Below are 19,067 nucleotides of genomic sequence, written 5' to 3'. Positions count from 1 at the left end.
GTATATTTGCTCTGGAAGACCGTTGCCTTCCCCACCCTGTTAAGCCGCAAGAACATCATCCCTACATTAAATAGGTTTTCTTAGGCTCAGTGATAATGTATTTTTATTCATAAATAATGCATGAATATTGATACTATCATGACCCGAGGTGTGTCAACAATGAAAAACAATTTACCGCCCTTTATCGAGATTTACCGCGCATTGATCGCCACACCTTCCATCAGCGCAACCGAAGAGGCGCTGGATCAAAGCAATGAGTCTTTAATCAATTTACTGGCAGGCTGGTTCCGCGATATTGGCTTTAACGTTGAAGTTCAACCGGTGCCGGGTACACGCAATAAATTCAATCTGCTGGCCAGTACCGGCAACGGTGCTGGCGGCCTGCTGCTAGCCGGGCATACTGATACCGTCCCGTTTGATGATGGTCGCTGGACTCGCGACCCCTTCACCCTGACCGAGCACGACAACAAACTTTACGGCCTTGGCACTGCGGATATGAAAGGCTTCTTCGCTTTTATTCTCGATGCTTTGCGCGATGTTGACGTCGCTAAGCTGAAAAAGCCGCTCTATATTCTGGCAACAGCCGATGAAGAGACCAGCATGGCCGGTGCCCGCTACTTCGCCGAAACCACCCAGCTGCGACCGGATTGCGCCATTATCGGCGAACCTACGTCACTGCAGCCGGTGCGGGCGCACAAAGGCCACATGTCCAACGCGGTTCGCGTCCAGGGGCAATCCGGCCATTCCAGCGACCCGGCACGCGGCGTCAACGCCATTGAGCTGATGCACGATGCCATTGGTCGCATCATGCAGCTGCGCGACGACTTAAAAGAGCGTTATCACTACGCTGCGTTTACTGTCCCGTACCCCACACTTAACCTTGGAGCCATTCACGGCGGCGATGCCTCAAACCGCATCTGCGCCTGCTGTGAACTGCATATGGATATTCGCCCGCTGCCCGGAATGACGCTCAACGATCTCAATGGATTGCTGAACGAAGCGCTGGCCCCGGTGAGCGAACGTTGGCCTGGACGGCTGACCGTTTCCGAGCTGCATCCGCCGATCCCGGGCTATGAATGCCCACCGGACCATAAACTGGTTGAGGTGGTGGAGAAACTGCTCGGCGCACAAACCGAAGTGGTGAACTACTGTACGGAAGCGCCATTTATTCAGACCCTCTGCCCAACGCTGGTATTAGGCCCAGGCTCTATCAATCAGGCCCACCAGCCGGATGAGTACCTGGAAACGCGCTTTATTAAGCCGACCCGAGAGCTTATCACTCAGGTGGTCCACCATTTCTGCTGGCATTAAAAACGCGCATTCTTCCGCTCTTTTTCATCGGAGCGGGAGAGTGACAATTATCACATTTTCATAAGCAACACTTATCAAGCGACCTCTGAGTTAAATTTCGCAAATTGCCGCTATTTATTCGTTTGCTGAAGCGATTTCGCAACAATTGACGTGGGGGTTTTTACGTGGCTTTATAAAAGACGGTTGCTTATCCACTGCTCAAATTATCGAGCGCCGGATATAACAAAATAAAATGAGATGGGGTGTCTGGGGTAACATGAACGAACAATATTCCGCTTTGCGTAGTAATGTCAGTATGCTCGGTAAGGTGCTGGGCGACACCATCAAGGATGCGCTGGGAGAAAACATTCTTGATCGTGTCGAAACTATCCGTAAGTTGTCCAAATCTTCTCGCGCAGGCAATGAAGCCAACCGCCAGGAGCTGCTCACCACGCTGCAAAACTTGTCCAACGACGAGCTGCTGCCAGTGGCGCGCGCCTTCAGCCAGTTTCTGAACCTGGCGAATACCGCTGAGCAATACCACAGCATTTCGCCAAAGGGCGAAGCGGCTAGCAATCCGGAAGTGATTGCTCGTACCCTGAGAAAGCTCAAAGACCAACCCAATCTCAACGAAGACATTATTAAAAAAGCGGTGGAGTCCCTGTCTCTGGAGCTGGTTTTAACCGCTCACCCAACCGAGATCACCCGCCGTACCCTGATCCACAAAATGGGTGAAATTAACAACTGTCTGAAACAGCTTGATAACAACGATATTGCTGACTATGAACGCCATCAGTTCATGCGCCGCCTGCGCCAGCTGATTGCCCAGTCGTGGCATACCGATGAAATCCGTAAGCACCGCCCCTCCCCGGTTGATGAAGCCAAATGGGGCTTCGCGGTCGTTGAAAATAGCCTGTGGGAAGGCGTGCCGAACTACCTGCGCGAACTGAACGAACAGCTGGAAGCCAACCTCAACTATCGGTTACCGGTCGATTTTGTCCCGGTTCGTTTTACCTCCTGGATGGGGGGAGACCGCGACGGCAACCCAAACGTGACCGCCGATATTACCCGCCACGTCCTGCTGCTTAGCCGCTGGAAAGCAACCGATCTGTTCCTGAAAGATATCCAGCTGCTGATTTCCGAGCTGTCGATGGTCGAGTGCACTGATGAGCTGCGTGAACTGGCAGGCGCGGAAGGCGCACAGGAACCCTATCGTTACCTGATGAAAAAGCTGCGTACGCAGTTGATGGAAACCCAGGCCTGGCTGGAAGCACGCCTGAAAGGGCAGAGACTCCCGAAACCAGCAGGTCTGCTCACGCAAAATGAACAGCTGTGGGAACCGCTTTACGCCTGCTATCAATCACTACAAGCCTGCGGCATGGGCATCATCGCCAACGGCGAGCTGCTGGATACTCTACGTCGCGTAAAAGCCTTTGGCGTCCCGCTGGTGCGTATCGATATCCGCCAGGAAAGTACCCGTCATACCGAAGCCCTGGGCGAGATGACCCGCTACCTCGGCATCGGCGATTATGAAAGCTGGTCGGAAGCTGACAAACAGGCCTTCCTGATCCGCGAACTGAACTCCAAACGTCCTCTGCTACCACGCCAGTGGGAGCCGAGTGAAGAAACCCGTGAAGTGCTCGAGACCTGCAAAGTGATCGCCGAAGCGCCGCGCGGTTCCATTGCCGCCTACGTGATTTCGATGGCGAAAACGCCGTCTGACGTGCTGGCGGTACATCTGCTGCTCAAAGAGGCCGGTATCGGCTTCGCGCTGCCGGTCGCCCCGCTATTCGAAACCCTGGATGACCTGAACAACGCCGACGACGTCATGACCCAGTTGCTGAATATCGACTGGTATCGCGGCTTTATTCAGGGCAAGCAGATGGTCATGATTGGCTACTCTGACTCGGCAAAAGATGCGGGCGTAATGGCCGCATCCTGGGCGCAGTATCAGGCGCAGGATGCCTTAATCAAGACCTGTGAGAAAGCCGGTATTGAGCTCACGCTGTTCCATGGTCGCGGCGGTTCTATCGGTCGTGGCGGCGCTCCGGCTCATGCGGCTCTGCTCTCTCAGCCTCCAGGAAGCCTGAAAGGTGGCCTGCGCGTCACTGAACAGGGCGAGATGATCCGCTTCAAATATGGCCTACCGGAAATCACCATCAGCAGCTTGTCGCTCTACACCAGTGCGATTCTGGAAGCCAACCTGCTGCCGCCGCCGGAGCCAAAACCACAATGGCGCGATATCATGGCCGAGCTGTCCGACGTCTCCTGCGAGATGTACCGCGGCTACGTACGTGAAAATAAAGACTTTGTTCCTTACTTCCGCTCCGCAACACCGGAGCAGGAATTGGGCAAACTGCCGCTGGGATCGCGTCCGGCGAAACGTCGCCCGACCGGCGGCGTTGAGTCACTGCGTGCGATCCCGTGGATCTTCGCATGGACGCAAAACCGCCTGATGCTGCCCGCCTGGCTGGGTGCCGGTGCGGCGCTGCAAAAAGTCGTCGAAGGCGGCAAGCAGAGCGAGCTGGAAAGCATGTGTCGCGACTGGCCGTTCTTCTCTACTCGCCTCGGCATGCTGGAGATGGTCTATTCGAAAGCGGACCTGTGGTTGGCAGAATATTACGATCAGCGCCTGGTAAAACCTGAGCTGTGGAAGTTAGGTACAGAACTGCGCGAACTGCTGTCTGCTGATATCGATGTGGTGCTGGCAATTGCCAACGACTCCCACCTGATGGCCGATCTGCCGTGGATCGCTGAGTCAATCCAGTTGCGTAACATCTATACTGACCCGCTGAACGTACTCCAGGCCGAACTGCTGCATCGTTCACGTCTGGCGGAAGAGAAAGGTGAAAAACCGGATCCTCGAGTTGAGCAAGCGCTGATGGTCACTATTGCAGGCGTTGCGGCAGGTATGCGCAACACCGGCTAATTTGCCGGACGCGGTATCCCCGGAGGCGGCGCGCTGCGCCTGTCCGGGCTACCAGCCCGCAAACGGTAGTGAACCTGTAGCCCGGTCAGCGCAGCGCCACCGGGAAAAACTGTAGCTCCGGTAAGCATCACGTTTACCGGAGCTATTTTTATTAATGGTGCAGCATCTCGTCAACAATCTGCTCTTTATGCAGCGCATAAGGATAATAGGTTGGCCAGTTATCCATCTCTTTCAGCAACGCTTCCTGCGACTCATTGCCCATAAAGATATGGAAATGCTGAGACTTACGCGGCGCGATAGTGTGGTCGCTGAACTGAACAAATTTCGGCGCTTTTGAATCCGCCTGTGAGCATTCGAACAGGTAGCGCACACCTTTCTTACCGGATGCGTAAGTCAGAATTTTATAGCCAGAATACGTGTATTTGCAGGCATTGACGGTTTTCCCAACGTGAAACTCCATCACATTATCTTCGATACCAATCTGGTCCACATCGGTGGCATATCCCTTCTTATAATATTCCCGATATTCGGCCACACTTTTACCCGCTTTTTTGGCCTTCTGTTCGAGCACAGGATCCAAATCGCCGTTCAGCAGATAGGAGTTAACCGACTGCCAGATACCATCCCAATCGCTTAACGCTCTGTCTTTTACATCCTGATCGGCAAAAATACCTTCACTCGCCTTTTGCTCCGCCTCAGTTAATGCAGGCCCATGGCTATGGTGGCCGTGGGCAAAGGCCTGGCTGCCTGCCAGTAACATGCTGATACCAAGCGCAAGGGCGGTAATCTTTTTGGTCATTACTCTCTCCTGAGTTAACGTTTGCAATGATATGTTACGATATAACATATCAATTAAATCTTACAATACCCTTCGCAGAAAAACCGCTCGGCTTTTCCCTCTGTCAATTTGTTAGGTATGATGAAAAGAGAGCGCGCGATGCGGAGCAAGAATGGATATCGACATCAATCAGGCCATTGATTCTTTTATTAAAGACCCGGCAGTAATCGGGAAGGTCCGCTTTTCCACAGAAGGCAGACCGGCTTCAGAGAAAGCCGTGAGCGTCGATTTTCCGCGCCTCGAAATCATGCTTGAAGGGCAGGTCCGCGATCCAGCGGTTAAGGCCGACCCAGCCCAACTCACGCCACACGATGTGTTGTACATTCCTGCTGGTGGATGGAATGACCCACAATGGCTGATGCCCTCGACTCTGTTAACCATCTTATTTGGTAAGCAGCAGTTGGAATTCGTCCTGCGCAGCTGGGACGGCAGCGCGCTTAACGTGCTGGATAAACAGCAAGTTCCCCGCCGTGGCCCTCGAGTGGGATCTTTTCTGCTCCAGGCGCTCAATGAAATGCAGATGCAGCCGCAGGAGCAGCATACGGCCCGCTGTATTGTCATCAGCCTGCTCAGCCACTGCGCCGATCTGCTGGGGAGCCAGGTGCAAACCTCCTCACGCAGCCAGGCGCTTTTTGAAGCGATTCGTAAATATATCGATGCCCGCTTTGCCGACCCTTTAACCCGGGAGTCGGTGGCGCAGGAGTTTTATCTCTCACCAAACTATCTTTCACATTTGTTTCAGAAATGCGGGCCAATGGGTTTTAACGAATACCTGAACCACATTCGCCTGGAGCAGGCCAGAATGTTGTTAAAAGGCCACGATATGAAGGTCAAAGATATCGCCCACGCCTGCGGTTTCGCCGACAGCAACTACTTCTGCCGCCTGTTTCGCAAGAACACCGAACGCTCACCATCAGAGTATCGCCGCCAGTATCATAGCCAGCTCACGGAAAAAACATCGCCTGCAAAAAACTAGATTTTTGTGTGTTAAGCCTGACTTTTGTACGTTATTTTTTGCTTGAATTGCCCCACAACACGGGATAAACGTGATCTAAATCACCCTTAATAGCAATGCGTACATTTATCCAGTATTTGGCAAATTTGTCATCTGGCGACCCTTCATGTGAAAGCCGTATTCTTACCTCAACGACACTATCGAATTAAGCATTGAGGAAAGTACTATGGAACTCTATCTGGACACCGCAAACGTAGCCGAAGTTGAACGCCTGGCACGTATCTACCCGCTGGCTGGCGTTACCACCAACCCAAGCATTATCGCCGCTGGCAAAGCCTCGGTTTGGGACGTACTACCGCGCTTGCAAAAAGCCGTCGGTCCGGAAGGTATTTTGTTCGCTCAGACTATGAGCCGCGACGCTCAGGGGATGGTTGAAGAAGCCAAACGTCTGAGCAACGCCGTTCCCGGCATCGTGGTCAAAATCCCGGTGACCGCTGAAGGCCTTGCCGCTATCAAGCTACTGAAAAAAGAAGGTATCACTACCCTGGGTACCGCCGTCTACAGCGCCTCTCAGGGCCTACTGGCCGCGCTGGCGGGTGCCAAATATGTTGCCCCTTATGTGAACCGCGTCGACGCCCAGGGCGGTGACGGCATTCGCACGGTGCAGGAGCTGCAATCCCTACTGGAAATGCACGCGCCGGAAAGCAAAGTGCTGGCCGCCAGCTTCAAAACCCCGCGCCAGGCGCTGGATTGCCTGTTAGCCGGTTGCGAAGCTATCACCCTTCCGTTAGACGTAGCGCAACAAATGCTCGGCACCCCTGCGGTAGAGTCAGCTATTGAGAAGTTTGAGCAGGACTGGAATAACGCTTTTGGAACTCTGAACCTGTAACCCGATCGGCGAGCCGCCCAGGGGGGTGGCATCACGGTCATCCAGGAGGAATAGAAATGGATCGCATTATTCAATCACCCGGTAAGTATATTCAGGGCGCAGACGCAATCGCTCGCCTTGGAGGGTACCTCAAACCGCTGGCTGAACGCTGGCTTATCGTTGGCGATAAATTCGTACTTGGCTTTGCCGAAGAAAAATTGCGTAAAAGCCTGGCGGATGCCGGCCTGGTGGCCGAAATCGCGCCGTTTGGCGGCGAATGCTCGCATAATGAAATCAATCGGTTACGCGATATTGCAGGCTCAGCTCAGTGTACCGCCGTGCTGGGAATTGGCGGCGGTAAGACGCTGGATACCGCGAAAGCATTAGCGCACTTTATGAATTTGCCGGTAGTTATTGCTCCGACGATTGCCTCCACCGATGCTCCGTGTAGCGCGCTCTCGGTTATCTATACCGATGACGGTGAATTTGATAGCTACCTGATGCTGCCGCGTAACCCGAATATGGTCATTGTCGATACGCAAATCGTTGCCGGAGCTCCGGCACGCCTGCTGGCAGCGGGCATCGGCGACGCGCTGGCGACCTGGTTTGAAGCGCGTGCATGCTCGCGTAGCGGCGCAACCACCATGGCGGGCGGTAAATGCACCCAGGCGGCGCTGGCGCTGGCCGAACTGTGCTACAACACGCTGATTGAAGAAGGTGAAAAAGCGATGCTGGCGGCGGAGCAGCATGTCGTCACTCCGGCACTGGAACGCGTCGTTGAAGCCAATACCTACCTGAGCGGCGTCGGCTTTGAAAGCGGCGGCCTGGCGGCAGCACATGCTATCCACAACGGTCTGACCGCCATTCCGGACGCTCACCACTACTATCACGGTGAGAAAGTGGCTTTCGGCACGCTCACGCAGCTGGTACTGGAAAATGCCCCGGTGGAAGAAATTGAAACCGTGGCGGCGCTGTGCCACAGCGTTGGGTTGCCTATCACCCTGGCGCAGCTGGACATTAAAGCCGATATCCCAGGCAAAATGCGTACAGTAGCGCAAGCCGCCTGTGCAGAAGGCGAAACTATCCACAATATGCCTGGCGGTGCGACGCCGGATCAGGTCTATGCAGCTCTGCTGGTCGCCGACCAGTACGGCCAACGCTTCCTGCAAGAGTGGGAATAACCTCCTGCCCACACCCGCTTCCGGCGGGTGTGTTCTTTTATGTTCTTTTTCCGCCCCATTGCCAGCCAAAACGATGTGCTTTATAGTGCGATTTTCTTCTGGGTGAGTCGTAAATATGCAATCATCAGATCGAAGAATGAGCATTTATGCCATTCTGCAACAGGACAAAAAAGTCGTCGTTAATGAGCTTGCCGAGAAATTCGGCGTCACCAAAATGACCATCCGCCGCGACCTTTCTTTCTTTGAAAAACAAGGTATTGTCAAAACCACCTACGGCGGAGCCTATCTCACCAGCGGAGCCAGCGTAGAGCCCAGCTTTCAGCTGAAATCGATACAAATGGTTGATGATAAGCATCTGATTGGCCAAAAAGCCGCCGAACTGGTCGAAGATGGCGACACGATTATTATCGACTGCGGGACCACGCCGCTGGCCCTCGCTCAGTTTATTTTCGATAAAAAAATCATGGTGATAACCAACTCCGTTCCGGTAGTTAATCTGCTGAAAGGGAGAAAAAACATTAAGCTGATCGTGGCGCCCGGCGAGTATGAAGACGATACCCAGGGGATGATCTCTTTTAGCACCGCTGACTTCTATAGCAATATCCACGCCGATAAGGTTTTCCTCAGTACCCAGGGCATTAACGAACTGGGTGAATTGACGGTCCCCAAAATGACCGATGCTCACGTAAAACAAGCGCTGATGCGGGCCGGACGGCAAAAAATCCTGCTGGCGGATAAAAGTAAATTCGGTCAAACCTTCCTCGCAGGCCACGCTCGTCTGGCAGACCTTGATCTCGTTATCAGCCAAACTGGCCTCCCTGCTGACATCCTTACGCAACTCAATAAACAAAACGTAGAACTTCTGCTGGCTGATAGCAGTCTCTGACTTTCAGACGTCTGACAACAGGCGTCTGTGTTTTTTCACATTCTCAAAATGTTCTTTTAGTATCCTTTAAAGCATAAAGAAACAAAAAAGATCATATTTAAGTTGACAAAAGCACACCTCAGGCGTGGAATAGGGATACCCACTCCAGAATTGAGGTCTTTATGAACGGATTACTAAGCTTCAAACCCACCAACAACGATTGTGATTTCGAGCGTATCGCCAAAAAGCAAGATCAGATGTTCCACCGCGTAGCAACCATTTGCCCGGAACGTGCTGAGATCATCACCGAATCCTTTAAACGTTCCGAAGGCAAATCGATTGTCATTCGCCGGGCGTTGGCGATGGCCGATATTCTGGAAAAGATGACCATCTATATCGAGCCGGACATGCTGATCGTCGGTAACCAGGCAAGCGCCAACTTTGCCGCGCCGGTATTCCCGGAATACTCCTTCAACTGGGTGATTGACGAACTGGACGAGTTCGACAAACGCTCAGGCGACAGCTTCCAGGTGTCTGAAGAAACCAAAGCTCGCTTGCGCGTACTTCAGGATTACTGGCAGGGCAAAACGCACCAGGATGAAGTGCTGACCAACCTGCCGCAGATTAACCGCCTGGCGGAAAAACAGGGCGTCCTACACCGCGGCGGCATCAGTATGTCCGGCGACGGTCACATCATTCCTAACCATGACTTCGTGCTGGAAGTCGGCTACGGCGGCATGCGCGATATCGCAAAACAGAACCTGGCCGAAGATAAAGACCTGACTGAAGAGCAGACCGATTTCTACCAGGCCGTCATCATCACCATGGATGCGGCGCTGAATTACTGCAAACGTTTCTCGCAGCTTGCTAAAGAAGAAGCCGCAAAAACCGCCGACGCTAAACGCCGCGACGAACTGCTGGCGATGAGCGAAATGTTTGCTCACCTGATGGAAGGCAAAGCGCAGAATTTCTACGAAGCCGTAGAAACCGTTTATCTGACTCACCTGTTGATGATGATCGAAAGTAACGGTCACTCCTTCTCCTTTGGTCGCTTTGACCAGTACGTCTGGCCGTTCTACGAAGCGGATATCAACTCCGGCAAAATCAGCAAAGAGAAGGCGCTGGAGATCCTGACCCACTTCTTCATCATGACCAACAGCCTGAACAAAGTTCGCCCATGGGGTCACACTCAGTACAGCGGCGGCTACCCGCTCTATTCCAACCTGATGGTTGGCGGCATGAAGCCGGACGGCACCGACGGCACCAACGACCTTTCTTATTTATCGCTGGAAGCCATGGCATTGACCGGCCTGCCGGAGCCAAACCTGAGCGTACGCTTCTCCAAAGATACTCCGCACTCACTGATGCAGGATTCAGCAAAACTGATCCGTAAAGGCTTCGGTATGCCGTCCATCTTCTGTGACGAAGTGGTTATCCCGGCGATGATGACCCTCGGTCTGAGCGAAGAAGTCGCGCGTGAATATGCCTCAATGGGCTGCGTGGAAACCGCCATTCCGGGCCGCTGGGGCCACCGCGCCACCGGTATGACCTACGTAAACTTCGGCAAAATCCTTGAGCTGGTGATGAACAACGGCTGCGATCCAGCAACCGGCGTACAACTGATTAAAGTAAACGGCAAAGAAGGCCGTGAGATTAACTACGAGTCATATGACGAAGTGTGGGCCGCGTGGAACCAGCTGCTAGAGTTCTACTCCGACCTGGCAGTGGACTGTGACCTGGTCTGCGACCGCGCGCTGAAATATCACGATGCCGACGCCTTTGCCTCTGCGACCATCAACTGTTCGCTGGAGCGCGGTAAGACGTTGAAAAACGGCGGCGCAGAGTATGACTTCGTCAGCTCCTCCAACATCGGCCCTTCCGTGGTGGGCGATAGCCTGGCTGCGGTGAGAAAACTGGTCTTTGATGACAAAGTGCTGACGCTCAAGCAGCTGCGCGACGCCATGGACTGCAACTTTGAAGGTATCGAAGGCGCCCGCGTGCGTAAGCTGTGCCGCAACGCGCCCAAGTTTGGTAACGATATCGACTACGTTGACTACATCGTCGCTGACGTATTCGAGTCCTATCTGAAGCTGCTGCCAAAATACAAAACCGACCGTTATGGCAAAGGTCCTAAGGGCTGTGGATACACCATGTCCACCTCCAACATCACCTCTTACGTGCCGAATGGTTTTGACGTTGGTGCGACCCCGGATGGCCGTCTGGCGACCCTGCCGCTGAACGAAGGCGCATCACCGTGCCTTGGTGCAGATAAAGAAGGCCCGACGGCGGTGATCAACTCCGTGGCGAAGCTGCCAAACCAGAAAATTGCTGGCGGCCAGTTGTTGAATATGAAATTCACACCGAGCGCGCTGGAAGGTGACGACAACCTGGAGAAATTCACCCACTTCATGGAAGCTAGCCGCGAGAAGAATATCTTCCACAACCAGTTCAACATCATCGACTCGAATATTCTGCGCGCTGCCAAAGAGCACCCGGAAGATTATCCGAACCTGATGGTCCGCGTGGCCGGTTACTGCGCCCTGTTCTCGACGCTGATGCCGGAAGCTCAGGACGCGATTATCGCCCGTACAGAACTGGCCTGGTAAAAAGCCAGGGTATATATGGAGGTAATATGAGAACTGGCCTGATTTCCCGTATTCAACGCTACTCGACCAAGGATGGTCCGGGGATACGCAGTACCGTATTTATGCAGCAATGTAATTTACGCTGCCAGTGGTGTGCGAATCCGGAAACCATCAGGCCAGGTTTTAACGTTTTCTGGTTTAAAGAGCGCTGCCGCCAGTGCGGCACCTGCGCTCAGGCCGCAGTTAATAACACCATCACCATGGCGAAGCCGGGTAATGGCGTGAATATCGATCGGAAAAACTGCACCAACCTGTTGGATATGGTCGATATGTGCCCCTATGACGGCTACGAAAAAGTGGGAAAAGAGATGACTTCCCGCGAGCTGGCCGATCTGCTGCTGCGCGATAAGTCGTTTTACGATTCCAGCCACGGCGGCGTGACTTTTTCCGGCGGTGAACCGGCTCTACAGGCCGAATTCGTCAGGGAAACCGCCCTGCTGTTAAAAGAAGCTGGCGTACATGTTTGTCTTGATACCGCAGGGCATATCCGTTGGGAGAAATTACGTCCGCTGATTGAAACGGTCGATTTGGTCTCTTACGACTTTAAAGCCTTTAATCCCGAAACCCATCTCGCCTGCACCGGCGTGGATAACCGCCTGATCCTTGAAAATGCCAAAGCAATCGCGGCAATGGGCACACCGATGCTTGCCCGGATGGTCATCGTTCCAACGCGCAATGATGACGCGGAAGATATCCGTAAACGCCTCGATTTTATCCGCAAGCTTGGCAGTGCCGTGCTGCAGGTCGATATCCTTGAATATCATATCTATGGCGTTGGGAAGTATCAAAAACTTGGCATGCCCTATCTTCTCAACAATATTCCGGCATGCCCGCGAGAAATGACGGAACAAATAAAATACTACGCCGAAGAAATTGGTCTAAAAGCAACTATAGGCGGATAAAGGATGAACATGTTAAATTTTATCATTACTGAAACCTACAAAGAAATGAGTGAGCTATCGGCAAATAGAATAGCTATTGCGCTAGCGAAAAAACCGGACTTAGTCATGGCTCTGCCGACCGGAGGAACGCCTGTTGGTCTTCTGGAAGAGATGTCCCGAATGGCAAAAAGTGGTGAAGTTAATTTCTCCCAGTCCAAATCATTTAACATTGATGAATATATTCCGCTAAAAAAAGACAATCCACAGAGCTATTATTGGTTTTTAGAACATTACTTTTATCAACACGCTAATATTCCATCTGAAAACACCTTTGTACCAAACGTGCTGGCCGATGATTTAACCGCAGAATGCGCACGCTATGAGCATGAAATACAGTCACACGGCGATTTTGACATCACCATTCTGGGAATTGGTCACGACGGGCATATCGGCTTTAACGAGCCTCATGCTACTCATAGCCCCGTCTGCCATATTATCGATCTCAATGAAGAGACGATCGAAGCAAATTCTCGCTTTTTCTCGCGCAAAGAAGATGTCCCGCTGCAGGCCATAACCCTCGGCATGGGGACTATCCTGAGAAGTAAAGAGATTGTCCTGATTGCTAACGGAAAATCGAAGGCGGCAGTGATGAAACAGCTTCACGACTGCATCCGCATCGATCCGTTATTCCCTGCATCATTCTTACTGATGCATCCTGACGTCACCATTATTTGCGACCGCGAGGCGGCATCGCTTATCAACGCGTAAGGTGGGCATATGAAAATCCAGAGTAAACGCGTCTGGCTGGCCGGTGGATTCTATCCGGCGCAGTTAACGCTGGAAAATGGCCTGATCAGCGACATTACGCTGGGGCTGAGCGCAAATGCCGATCGCGACTACGGTTCCCTACGCATCATTCCGGGCCTTATCGATACCCACGCCCACGGAGCCTGGAACTACGATACTAACGAAAACGACCCCGAAGGGCTGCGGCGCTGGACATCACGTCTGCCGGAAGAGGGCGTTACCGCATTTTGCCCCACTACGGTCACCGATGAAGACACAACCTTACTGGCCGCGCTGGAAAATATCTCCCGCGTGATGGATGAAGGCTACCAGGGCGCGGAAATTCTCGGCATCCACCTGGAAGGACCGTTTCTTAGCCAGCTATATCGCGGCGCGCAGCCGGAAAAACAGATTCGTCCCGCCAGCGTCAGTGAGTTTCAGGCTTTTGAGCGTGCCGCCCACGGGCGCATTATCGCCATCAGCCTCGCGCCGGAAGAAGATACCGGATTTGCCCTAACGCGCTACTGCGCGCAAAAAGGGATCGTGGTCAATATGGGCCATTCGGATGCCTCCTTCGAGCAGGCAGTGGAAGCCGTTGCCAATGGTGCAAAAAATGTGACCCACGTGTTTAACGGAATGGCGAAATATGTCAACCGCGAGCCCGGTCTGTTAGGCGCCGTGCTGCGCCTCGACGGCCTGTATGGAGAAGTGATTGCTGACGGCATTTTCGTCAGCCTGGTCTCCGCGTCCCATCTGTATCGCATAAAAAATGATGATGACGTCATTATGATCAGCGATTCAATGAAAGCAAAAGGTTGTCCACCCGGTCGCTATATGTTCGGCGGAGAGCCGATGATTTTATGCGAAGATGGTGCAACGCGACGGGAAAACGGCGTGCTGGTCGGCAGTACGTTAAAACTTAATCGCGGACTCTATAATATGGTCGAAGGCGCGATGGTACCTTTTGGCGCGGCATTAAAATCCTGCACAATTAATCCAGCCCGACTTTTAGGGTTAGATAATCACAAAGGTAAATTACAGCGCGGTTTTGATGCCGATATCGTCGTATTAGAAGATAATTACCAGGTCAATACAACTTATTGCAAAGGAGTCATCGCCTATTCCGTAAATTAAGAATAGTTTTATCGATCTGGCATCACATAATTAAGCGGTTATTGAAAAATAACCGCCAATTTTTTATTGCCAAAATTTAATTAAAAATGAGCCTGCTAAAGAATTTAATAAAATGCGACAGAGCTAACATTAAGCCTTGATAAATTCCCTTAAAAATAAAACCACAAAAATAATATAGCTATTAATGCCGTAATACCCATCGCCGGGTCAGTCAGTATAAACAATCTATTGATTGTTGCTGGCTTCAGGAACTTTATTTCTAAGGGAACGACTATGAATATATTGGGTTATCTCCAGAAGGTTGGCCGCGCGCTAATGGTGCCGGTCGCTACATTGCCCGCCGCAGCGATTTTAATGGGTATCGGGTATTGGATTGATCCCAATGGTTGGGGAAGTTCTAACGCCCTCGCGGCGTTATGCATTCAATCCGGGGCCGCCATTATCGATAATATGGGCGTACTTTTTGCTGTAGGTGTCGCTTATGGTATGTCAAAAGATAAAGACGGTGCGGCTGCGCTGGCGGGTTTCGTTGGTTTTCTCGTCTTAACCACGCTGTGTTCGCCAGCCGCCGTCGCAATGATCCAGAAGATTCCAGCAGATCAGGTCCCTGCAGCCTTCGGTAAGATTAAAAACCAGTTTATCGGTATTATGGTCGGTATCATCGCCGCCGAACTTTATAACCGCTTCAGCAGCGTCGAACTGCCCAAAGCACTCTCCTTCTTCAGCGGTCGCCGTCTGGTGCCCATAGTCACCTCCTTCGCCATGATCGTCGTAGCCTTTGCCCTGATGTTTATCTGGCCGGTGGTATTTAGCGGTCTGGTGAGCTTTGGCGAGCATATCCAGAAACTTGGATCGGTCGGTGCCGGGATCTATGCCTTCTTCAACCGCCTGCTGATTCCGGTCGGTTTACACCACGCGCTCAACTCGGTGTTTTGGTTTGATGTCGCTGGAATTAACGATATTCCCAACTTCCTCGGCGGCGCACAGTCGCTTGCCTCAGGCAAAGCGGTACTCGGTATCACTGGCCGATACCAGGCAGGTTTCTTCCCCATTATGATGTTCGGCCTGCCGGGCGCGGCGCTGGCTATTTATCAATGCGCGCGGGCGGAAAACAAAGCCAAAGTGCTGGGTATTATGATGGCTGGTGCCTTTGCCGCCTTCTTTACTGGCATCACCGAACCGCTGGAGTTTTCCTTCATGTTCGTTGCGCCGGTGCTGTACCTGATTCACGCCTTCCTGACAGGCCTCTCAGTATTCATCGCGGCCTGCATGCACTGGATTGCGGGTTTTGGCTTTAGCGCTGGTTTAGTCGATATGGTGCTCGCCTCCCGCAACCCGCTCGCCACGCAATGGTATCTGCTGATCCCAATGGGCCTGGTGTTCTTTGTTATCTACTACCTGGTCTTCCGCTTCACCATCATCAAATTTAATCTGATGACGCCGGGCCGCGAACTGGCTGTAGACGGAAGTGGCGCCGATGGCGAAGACCTGAATATTAGCGCAAACAAAGAGCAAAGCGCTGCAGCGCTGGCCCGCCAGTATATTGCGGCTATCGGCGGGTCTGATAACCTGACCAACATTGATGCCTGCATCACTCGCCTGCGTTTAGGCGTTAAAGATGCTGCTCTGGTGAACGACGCGCTGGCAAGACGTTTAGGTGCCAGCGGCGTAATTCGTCTGAACAACACGAATGTGCAGATTATCGTCGGATTTGTGGCAGAGAAAATCGCCAATGAGATGAAAACTACTGGTCACGTCGACGCTGCAGAAGCTCTGCCGGTCGCCGCGGCACCTACCGCATCCAAACCACGTACGACAACCGCCACCACGGTTATCGCCGAACTGCTCTCCCCGGTCAGCGGCGAAGTTGTCGCTTTAGAACAGGTGCCAGACGAAGCTTTTGCCAGCAAAGCGGTCGGTGACGGTATCGCCATCAGACCGACCAGCCCTATCGTCTTCTCTCCTGCCGCGGGCACAATAGTCAAAATCTTCAACACCAATCACGCGTTCTGCCTAGAAACCGAAAAGGGTGCGGAAATTGTGGTTCACATGGGACTGGATACCGTCGCGCTGGATGGTCAGGGGTTTAAGCGGTTAATTGAAGAAGGCGCAGAAGTCGTCGCAGGACAGCCTATCCTTGAGATGGATCTTGAGTTTCTCAATGCGAATGTACGTTCGATGATTAGCCCGGTGGTGTGTAGCAACGTTGAAGACTTCGCCTGTCTGGAAATCAAGGCACAAGGCCAGGTTATTGCCGGGCAAACTCTGCTCTATGAGATTAGGGGATAAACTTACAGACAAAATGAGACTGATGACAAACTTGGTTTAGATAGGGTGCCGTATTCTTGTCGGGTGGCGGCTGACGCCTTACCCGACCTACAAAACCATCAATATCATCAGGTTATGCACTCCCCGTAAGCCCGGTAAGGCGCTAGCCGCCACCGGGCAATGCCTGAGACGCACACTTTGTTAGCAATCTGAGACACTTTGTACCTGAGCTTCGCGTTTTTTCAGGCTAATAATGGTCAGCGCCAGCACGATAAGCACGATACCTGCGCCCTCCACCAGACCCGGGTTTTCCCCTAACAGCCACCAGGAAAAAAGTACACCGCAGACCGGCACCGCCAGGGTGCTCAACCCCGCGACGCTGGCGGGCAAATTACGCAATACAAACAGCCATAGACACCAGGCCAGCGCTGTCGCCAGAATGGCGCTATATCCCAACGCCCAAAACACGCCGGGTTGCCAGTCAATACTGCGCTGCGGCACCAGCCACGCCACCGCGCTCATCACCAGCGCGCCATACAACATCTGCCAGGTCGTCAACGCCAGCAAATCAACATGCGGATAGCGGACATACATCCGCTTTACCACAATCGCACTGGCTCCCCAGCTCATCCCGGAGAGGATCGCCAGTAGCGCGCTTTTCATTGATGAAAAATCAAGTTGCCACGGTTGCAGCACCAGCAATAAGCCGCATGCTGCCACCCCAATCGCAGCATACTGCAACCGCCGCATGCGTTCGCCTAAAAACAGCGCCGCCATAATCACCACCCAAAACGGCATGGTATAGCTCAGAATTGCGACCTTTCCGGCCCCACCGCTGACCAGCGCCCACTGCGCCAGCCCCACCATACCGCAGGTCTGCAACAGGGCAATCGCCAGCGTATAGCCAAACGGTGTTGGCCGCATCCCACGCCCGCGCAGGAGCAAAACGATAAGCAGCAAAGCGGCACCCGAAATACAGCGTAGCGCGGTAAAATCGAACGCGCCGATATAGAGCGTCACCTGCTTCATCGCAATCCAGCTGTAGCTCCAGATAAGCGTCAGAATAATCAGGCCGCCGAAGGCCCGCAGGCTGCTGTTCCCTGCCATAGTTATCATCTATCCGTTATGAAGATTTTGCGGGCACTATACTCGCTTTACTGACGGGGCGATAAACCAAAAGCGGCGACGAAGGGTGTTTTCGTCGCCGCAGAGCAGAGAAAGCGGGGATAAATCTAAATCTTACTTACGCCGGGCGCACGCCCAGGGTGTGGCAAATCGCGTAGCTCATTTCCGCGCGGTTCAGCGTATAGAAGTGGAAATCCTTGACCCCTTCGCGACTTAAAATCTTCACCATGTCCATGGCGATGTTCGCGCCCACCAGCTGACGGGTTTCGGCGTCATTGTCCAGACCTTCGAACATTTTCGACATCCACGTCGGGATCCGCACGTTGGTCATATCGGCAAACTTTTTCGCCTGTTTAAAGTTCGAGACCGGCAGAATACCCGGGATAATTTCCACGTCAATTCCCGCAGAGACGCAGCGGTCGCGAAAACGCAGATAGCTTTCGACATCAAAGAAGAACTGGGTGATTGCGCGGTTTGCACCCGCATCCACTTTACGTTTCAGGTTGAGCAGGTCAGCCTGGGCGCTTTTGGCTTCCGGGTGGACTTCCGGATAGGCCGCAACGGAAATATCAAAGTCACCCACCTCTTTGAGTAAAGTGACCAGATCGGCTGCGTACATATCCGGCTTACCGCTGCCCGGCGGCAGGTCGCCACGCAGAGCAACGATATGGCGGATTCCACTATCCCAGTAATCCTGGGCAATGGCGCGCAGCTCATCGCGGCTGGCATCAATACAGGTCAGGTGCGGCGCGGCTTCCAGACCGGTACGATCCTTAATGCCTTTGATAATACTATGGGTACGGTCACGTTCACCGGAATTGGCGCCGTAGGTAACGGAGACAAACTTCGGCTTCAGGCTGCTCAGGCGATCGATGGATTTCCACAGGGTTTGCTCCATTTCACTGGTGCGCGGCGGAAAGAATTCAAAGGACACATTAATCTGACCCTGCACTTCCGCCAGGCTCTGATTCAGGGCTTCCCGCTGATTGGCGTGAAAAAAGCTCATACCTTACCTCATCAATCGCATTTTATTGTTTGTTGTGTTCGCGAACTTCTATACGTTTAGACGTCCAGATGTAAAAATGACGGAAAAGAGCGCAGGCGTCAATAGAAAAATCTGCGTAAAGAGTGAGGAATATTCAGGCAAGTTGAAAAAAGCTCATCTGTTTTCGAGCCGCTTTACCTACCCCTGTCAACCGGCAGCAGCAAACTCTCAGCAAATTAGGATTTTTTTATCCGCACAATTTTGAAGCACTTCAAATAATCACAATTTCCCCCGATCCGATGATGAAAATGAGGTTG

At 52.8% G+C, this 19,067-nt stretch carries 14 protein-coding genes; 11 read left to right on the top strand and 3 right to left on the bottom strand.

What is annotated here, in order from left to right:
- Nucleotides 1-159: 159 nt before the first annotated feature.
- Both argE and ppc read left to right on the top strand, forming a co-directional pair.
- A complete protein-coding gene (gene argE / locus QVF11_RS28545; protein ID WP_287861237.1) occupies nt 160-1,311 on the top strand; it encodes an acetylornithine deacetylase in 1,152 nt (383 codons plus the stop codon).
- Between the two features lie 256 nt (nt 1,312-1,567).
- Nucleotides 1,568-4,219: a phosphoenolpyruvate carboxylase gene (gene ppc / locus QVF11_RS28540; protein WP_112216363.1), complete on the top strand. Its 2,652-nt coding sequence runs from the start codon at nt 1,568-1,570 to the stop codon at nt 4,217-4,219.
- A gap of 151 nt (nt 4,220-4,370) precedes the next feature.
- On the opposite strand, the gene zinT is transcribed toward ppc, so the two are convergent.
- Nucleotides 4,371-5,018: a metal-binding protein ZinT gene (zinT, locus tag QVF11_RS28535; RefSeq protein WP_287861233.1), complete on the bottom strand. Its 648-nt coding sequence runs from the start codon at nt 5,016-5,018 to the stop codon at nt 4,371-4,373.
- Nucleotides 5,019-5,169: 151 nt separating this feature from the next.
- Here zinT and QVF11_RS28530 point away from each other — a divergent pair, with 151 nt between their 5' ends.
- From QVF11_RS28530 to nagE, 9 genes are all read left to right on the top strand, one after another.
- A complete protein-coding gene (locus QVF11_RS28530; RefSeq protein ID WP_112216361.1) occupies nt 5,170-6,033 on the top strand; it encodes an AraC family transcriptional regulator in 864 nt (287 codons plus the stop codon).
- Nucleotides 6,034-6,238: 205 nt separating this feature from the next.
- Complete coding sequence (fsa, locus tag QVF11_RS28525; RefSeq protein ID WP_112216360.1) at nt 6,239-6,901, top strand: fructose-6-phosphate aldolase; 663 nt, start codon at nt 6,239-6,241, stop codon at nt 6,899-6,901.
- 56 nt (nt 6,902-6,957) lie between these two features.
- Nucleotides 6,958-8,061 (top strand): bifunctional L-1,2-propanediol dehydrogenase/glycerol dehydrogenase, encoded by a 1,104-nt coding sequence (gene gldA, locus QVF11_RS28520; protein ID WP_110276170.1) that lies wholly within the window; start codon nt 6,958-6,960, stop codon nt 8,059-8,061.
- A 136-nt stretch (nt 8,062-8,197) separates the two neighbouring features.
- Nucleotides 8,198-8,947: a DeoR/GlpR family DNA-binding transcription regulator gene (locus QVF11_RS28515; protein WP_112216359.1), complete on the top strand. Its 750-nt coding sequence runs from the start codon at nt 8,198-8,200 to the stop codon at nt 8,945-8,947.
- Nucleotides 8,948-9,108: 161 nt separating this feature from the next.
- The gene (locus tag QVF11_RS28510; RefSeq protein ID WP_287861229.1) at nt 9,109-11,532 is read left to right on the top strand and encodes a glycyl radical protein; all 2,424 of its coding nucleotides are present in this window, start codon (nt 9,109-9,111) and stop codon (nt 11,530-11,532) included.
- 26 nt (nt 11,533-11,558) lie between these two features.
- Nucleotides 11,559-12,473 (top strand): glycyl-radical enzyme activating protein, encoded by a 915-nt coding sequence (locus tag QVF11_RS28505; protein ID WP_287861204.1) that lies wholly within the window; start codon nt 11,559-11,561, stop codon nt 12,471-12,473.
- A 9-nt stretch (nt 12,474-12,482) separates the two neighbouring features.
- Complete coding sequence (gene nagB, locus QVF11_RS28500) at nt 12,483-13,220, top strand: glucosamine-6-phosphate deaminase (protein WP_112216356.1); 738 nt, start codon at nt 12,483-12,485, stop codon at nt 13,218-13,220.
- 9 nt (nt 13,221-13,229) lie between these two features.
- Nucleotides 13,230-14,372, top strand: a complete 1,143-nt coding sequence (gene nagA / locus QVF11_RS28495) for an N-acetylglucosamine-6-phosphate deacetylase (protein ID WP_287861203.1) — start codon at nt 13,230-13,232, stop codon at nt 14,370-14,372.
- Nucleotides 14,373-14,645: 273 nt separating this feature from the next.
- The gene (gene nagE, locus QVF11_RS28490) at nt 14,646-16,661 is read left to right on the top strand and encodes an N-acetylglucosamine-specific PTS transporter subunit IIBC (protein ID WP_287861201.1); all 2,016 of its coding nucleotides are present in this window, start codon (nt 14,646-14,648) and stop codon (nt 16,659-16,661) included.
- Nucleotides 16,662-16,841: 180 nt separating this feature from the next.
- On the opposite strand, the gene QVF11_RS28485 is transcribed toward nagE, so the two are convergent.
- Entirely contained in the window at nt 16,842-17,747 is a 906-nt protein-coding gene (locus tag QVF11_RS28485) for a DMT family transporter (protein WP_287861199.1), read from the bottom strand.
- Between the two features lie 136 nt (nt 17,748-17,883).
- A complete protein-coding gene (gene metF / locus QVF11_RS28480) occupies nt 17,884-18,771 on the bottom strand; it encodes a methylenetetrahydrofolate reductase (protein ID WP_181484205.1) in 888 nt (295 codons plus the stop codon).
- Nucleotides 18,772-19,067: the final 296 nt, after the last annotated feature.

The organism is Klebsiella sp. (genome assembly GCF_027492335.1).
GTDB lineage: Bacteria > Pseudomonadota > Gammaproteobacteria > Enterobacterales > Enterobacteriaceae > Klebsiella > Klebsiella huaxiensis.
Note: the sequence above shows the minus strand (reverse complement) of the source record. Positions and strands in the feature narration are given on the sequence as shown.

Bases quoted from the DNA above. Each gene is read 5' to 3' on its own strand.
- nagA (WP_287861203.1), top strand. From the start codon at position 13,230: ATGAAAATCCAGAGTAAACGCGTCTGGCTGGCCGGTGGATTCTATCCG.
- QVF11_RS28485 (WP_287861199.1), bottom strand. From the start codon at position 17,747: ATGGCAGGGAACAGCAGCCTGCGGGCCTTCGGCGGCCTGATTATTCTG.
- nagB (WP_112216356.1), top strand. From the start codon at position 12,483: ATGTTAAATTTTATCATTACTGAAACCTACAAAGAAATGAGTGAGCTA.
- zinT (WP_287861233.1), bottom strand. From the start codon at position 5,018: ATGACCAAAAAGATTACCGCCCTTGCGCTTGGTATCAGCATGTTACTG.
- nagE (WP_287861201.1), top strand. From the start codon at position 14,646: ATGAATATATTGGGTTATCTCCAGAAGGTTGGCCGCGCGCTAATGGTG.
- gldA (WP_110276170.1), top strand. From the start codon at position 6,958: ATGGATCGCATTATTCAATCACCCGGTAAGTATATTCAGGGCGCAGAC.
- QVF11_RS28510 (WP_287861229.1), top strand. From the start codon at position 9,109: ATGAACGGATTACTAAGCTTCAAACCCACCAACAACGATTGTGATTTC.
- argE (WP_287861237.1), top strand. From the start codon at position 160: ATGAAAAACAATTTACCGCCCTTTATCGAGATTTACCGCGCATTGATC.
- QVF11_RS28505 (WP_287861204.1), top strand. From the start codon at position 11,559: ATGAGAACTGGCCTGATTTCCCGTATTCAACGCTACTCGACCAAGGAT.
- fsa (WP_112216360.1), top strand. From the start codon at position 6,239: ATGGAACTCTATCTGGACACCGCAAACGTAGCCGAAGTTGAACGCCTG.
- metF (WP_181484205.1), bottom strand. From the start codon at position 18,771: ATGAGCTTTTTTCACGCCAATCAGCGGGAAGCCCTGAATCAGAGCCTG.
- QVF11_RS28515 (WP_112216359.1), top strand. From the start codon at position 8,198: ATGAGCATTTATGCCATTCTGCAACAGGACAAAAAAGTCGTCGTTAAT.
- QVF11_RS28530 (WP_112216361.1), top strand. From the start codon at position 5,170: ATGGATATCGACATCAATCAGGCCATTGATTCTTTTATTAAAGACCCG.
- ppc (WP_112216363.1), top strand. From the start codon at position 1,568: ATGAACGAACAATATTCCGCTTTGCGTAGTAATGTCAGTATGCTCGGT.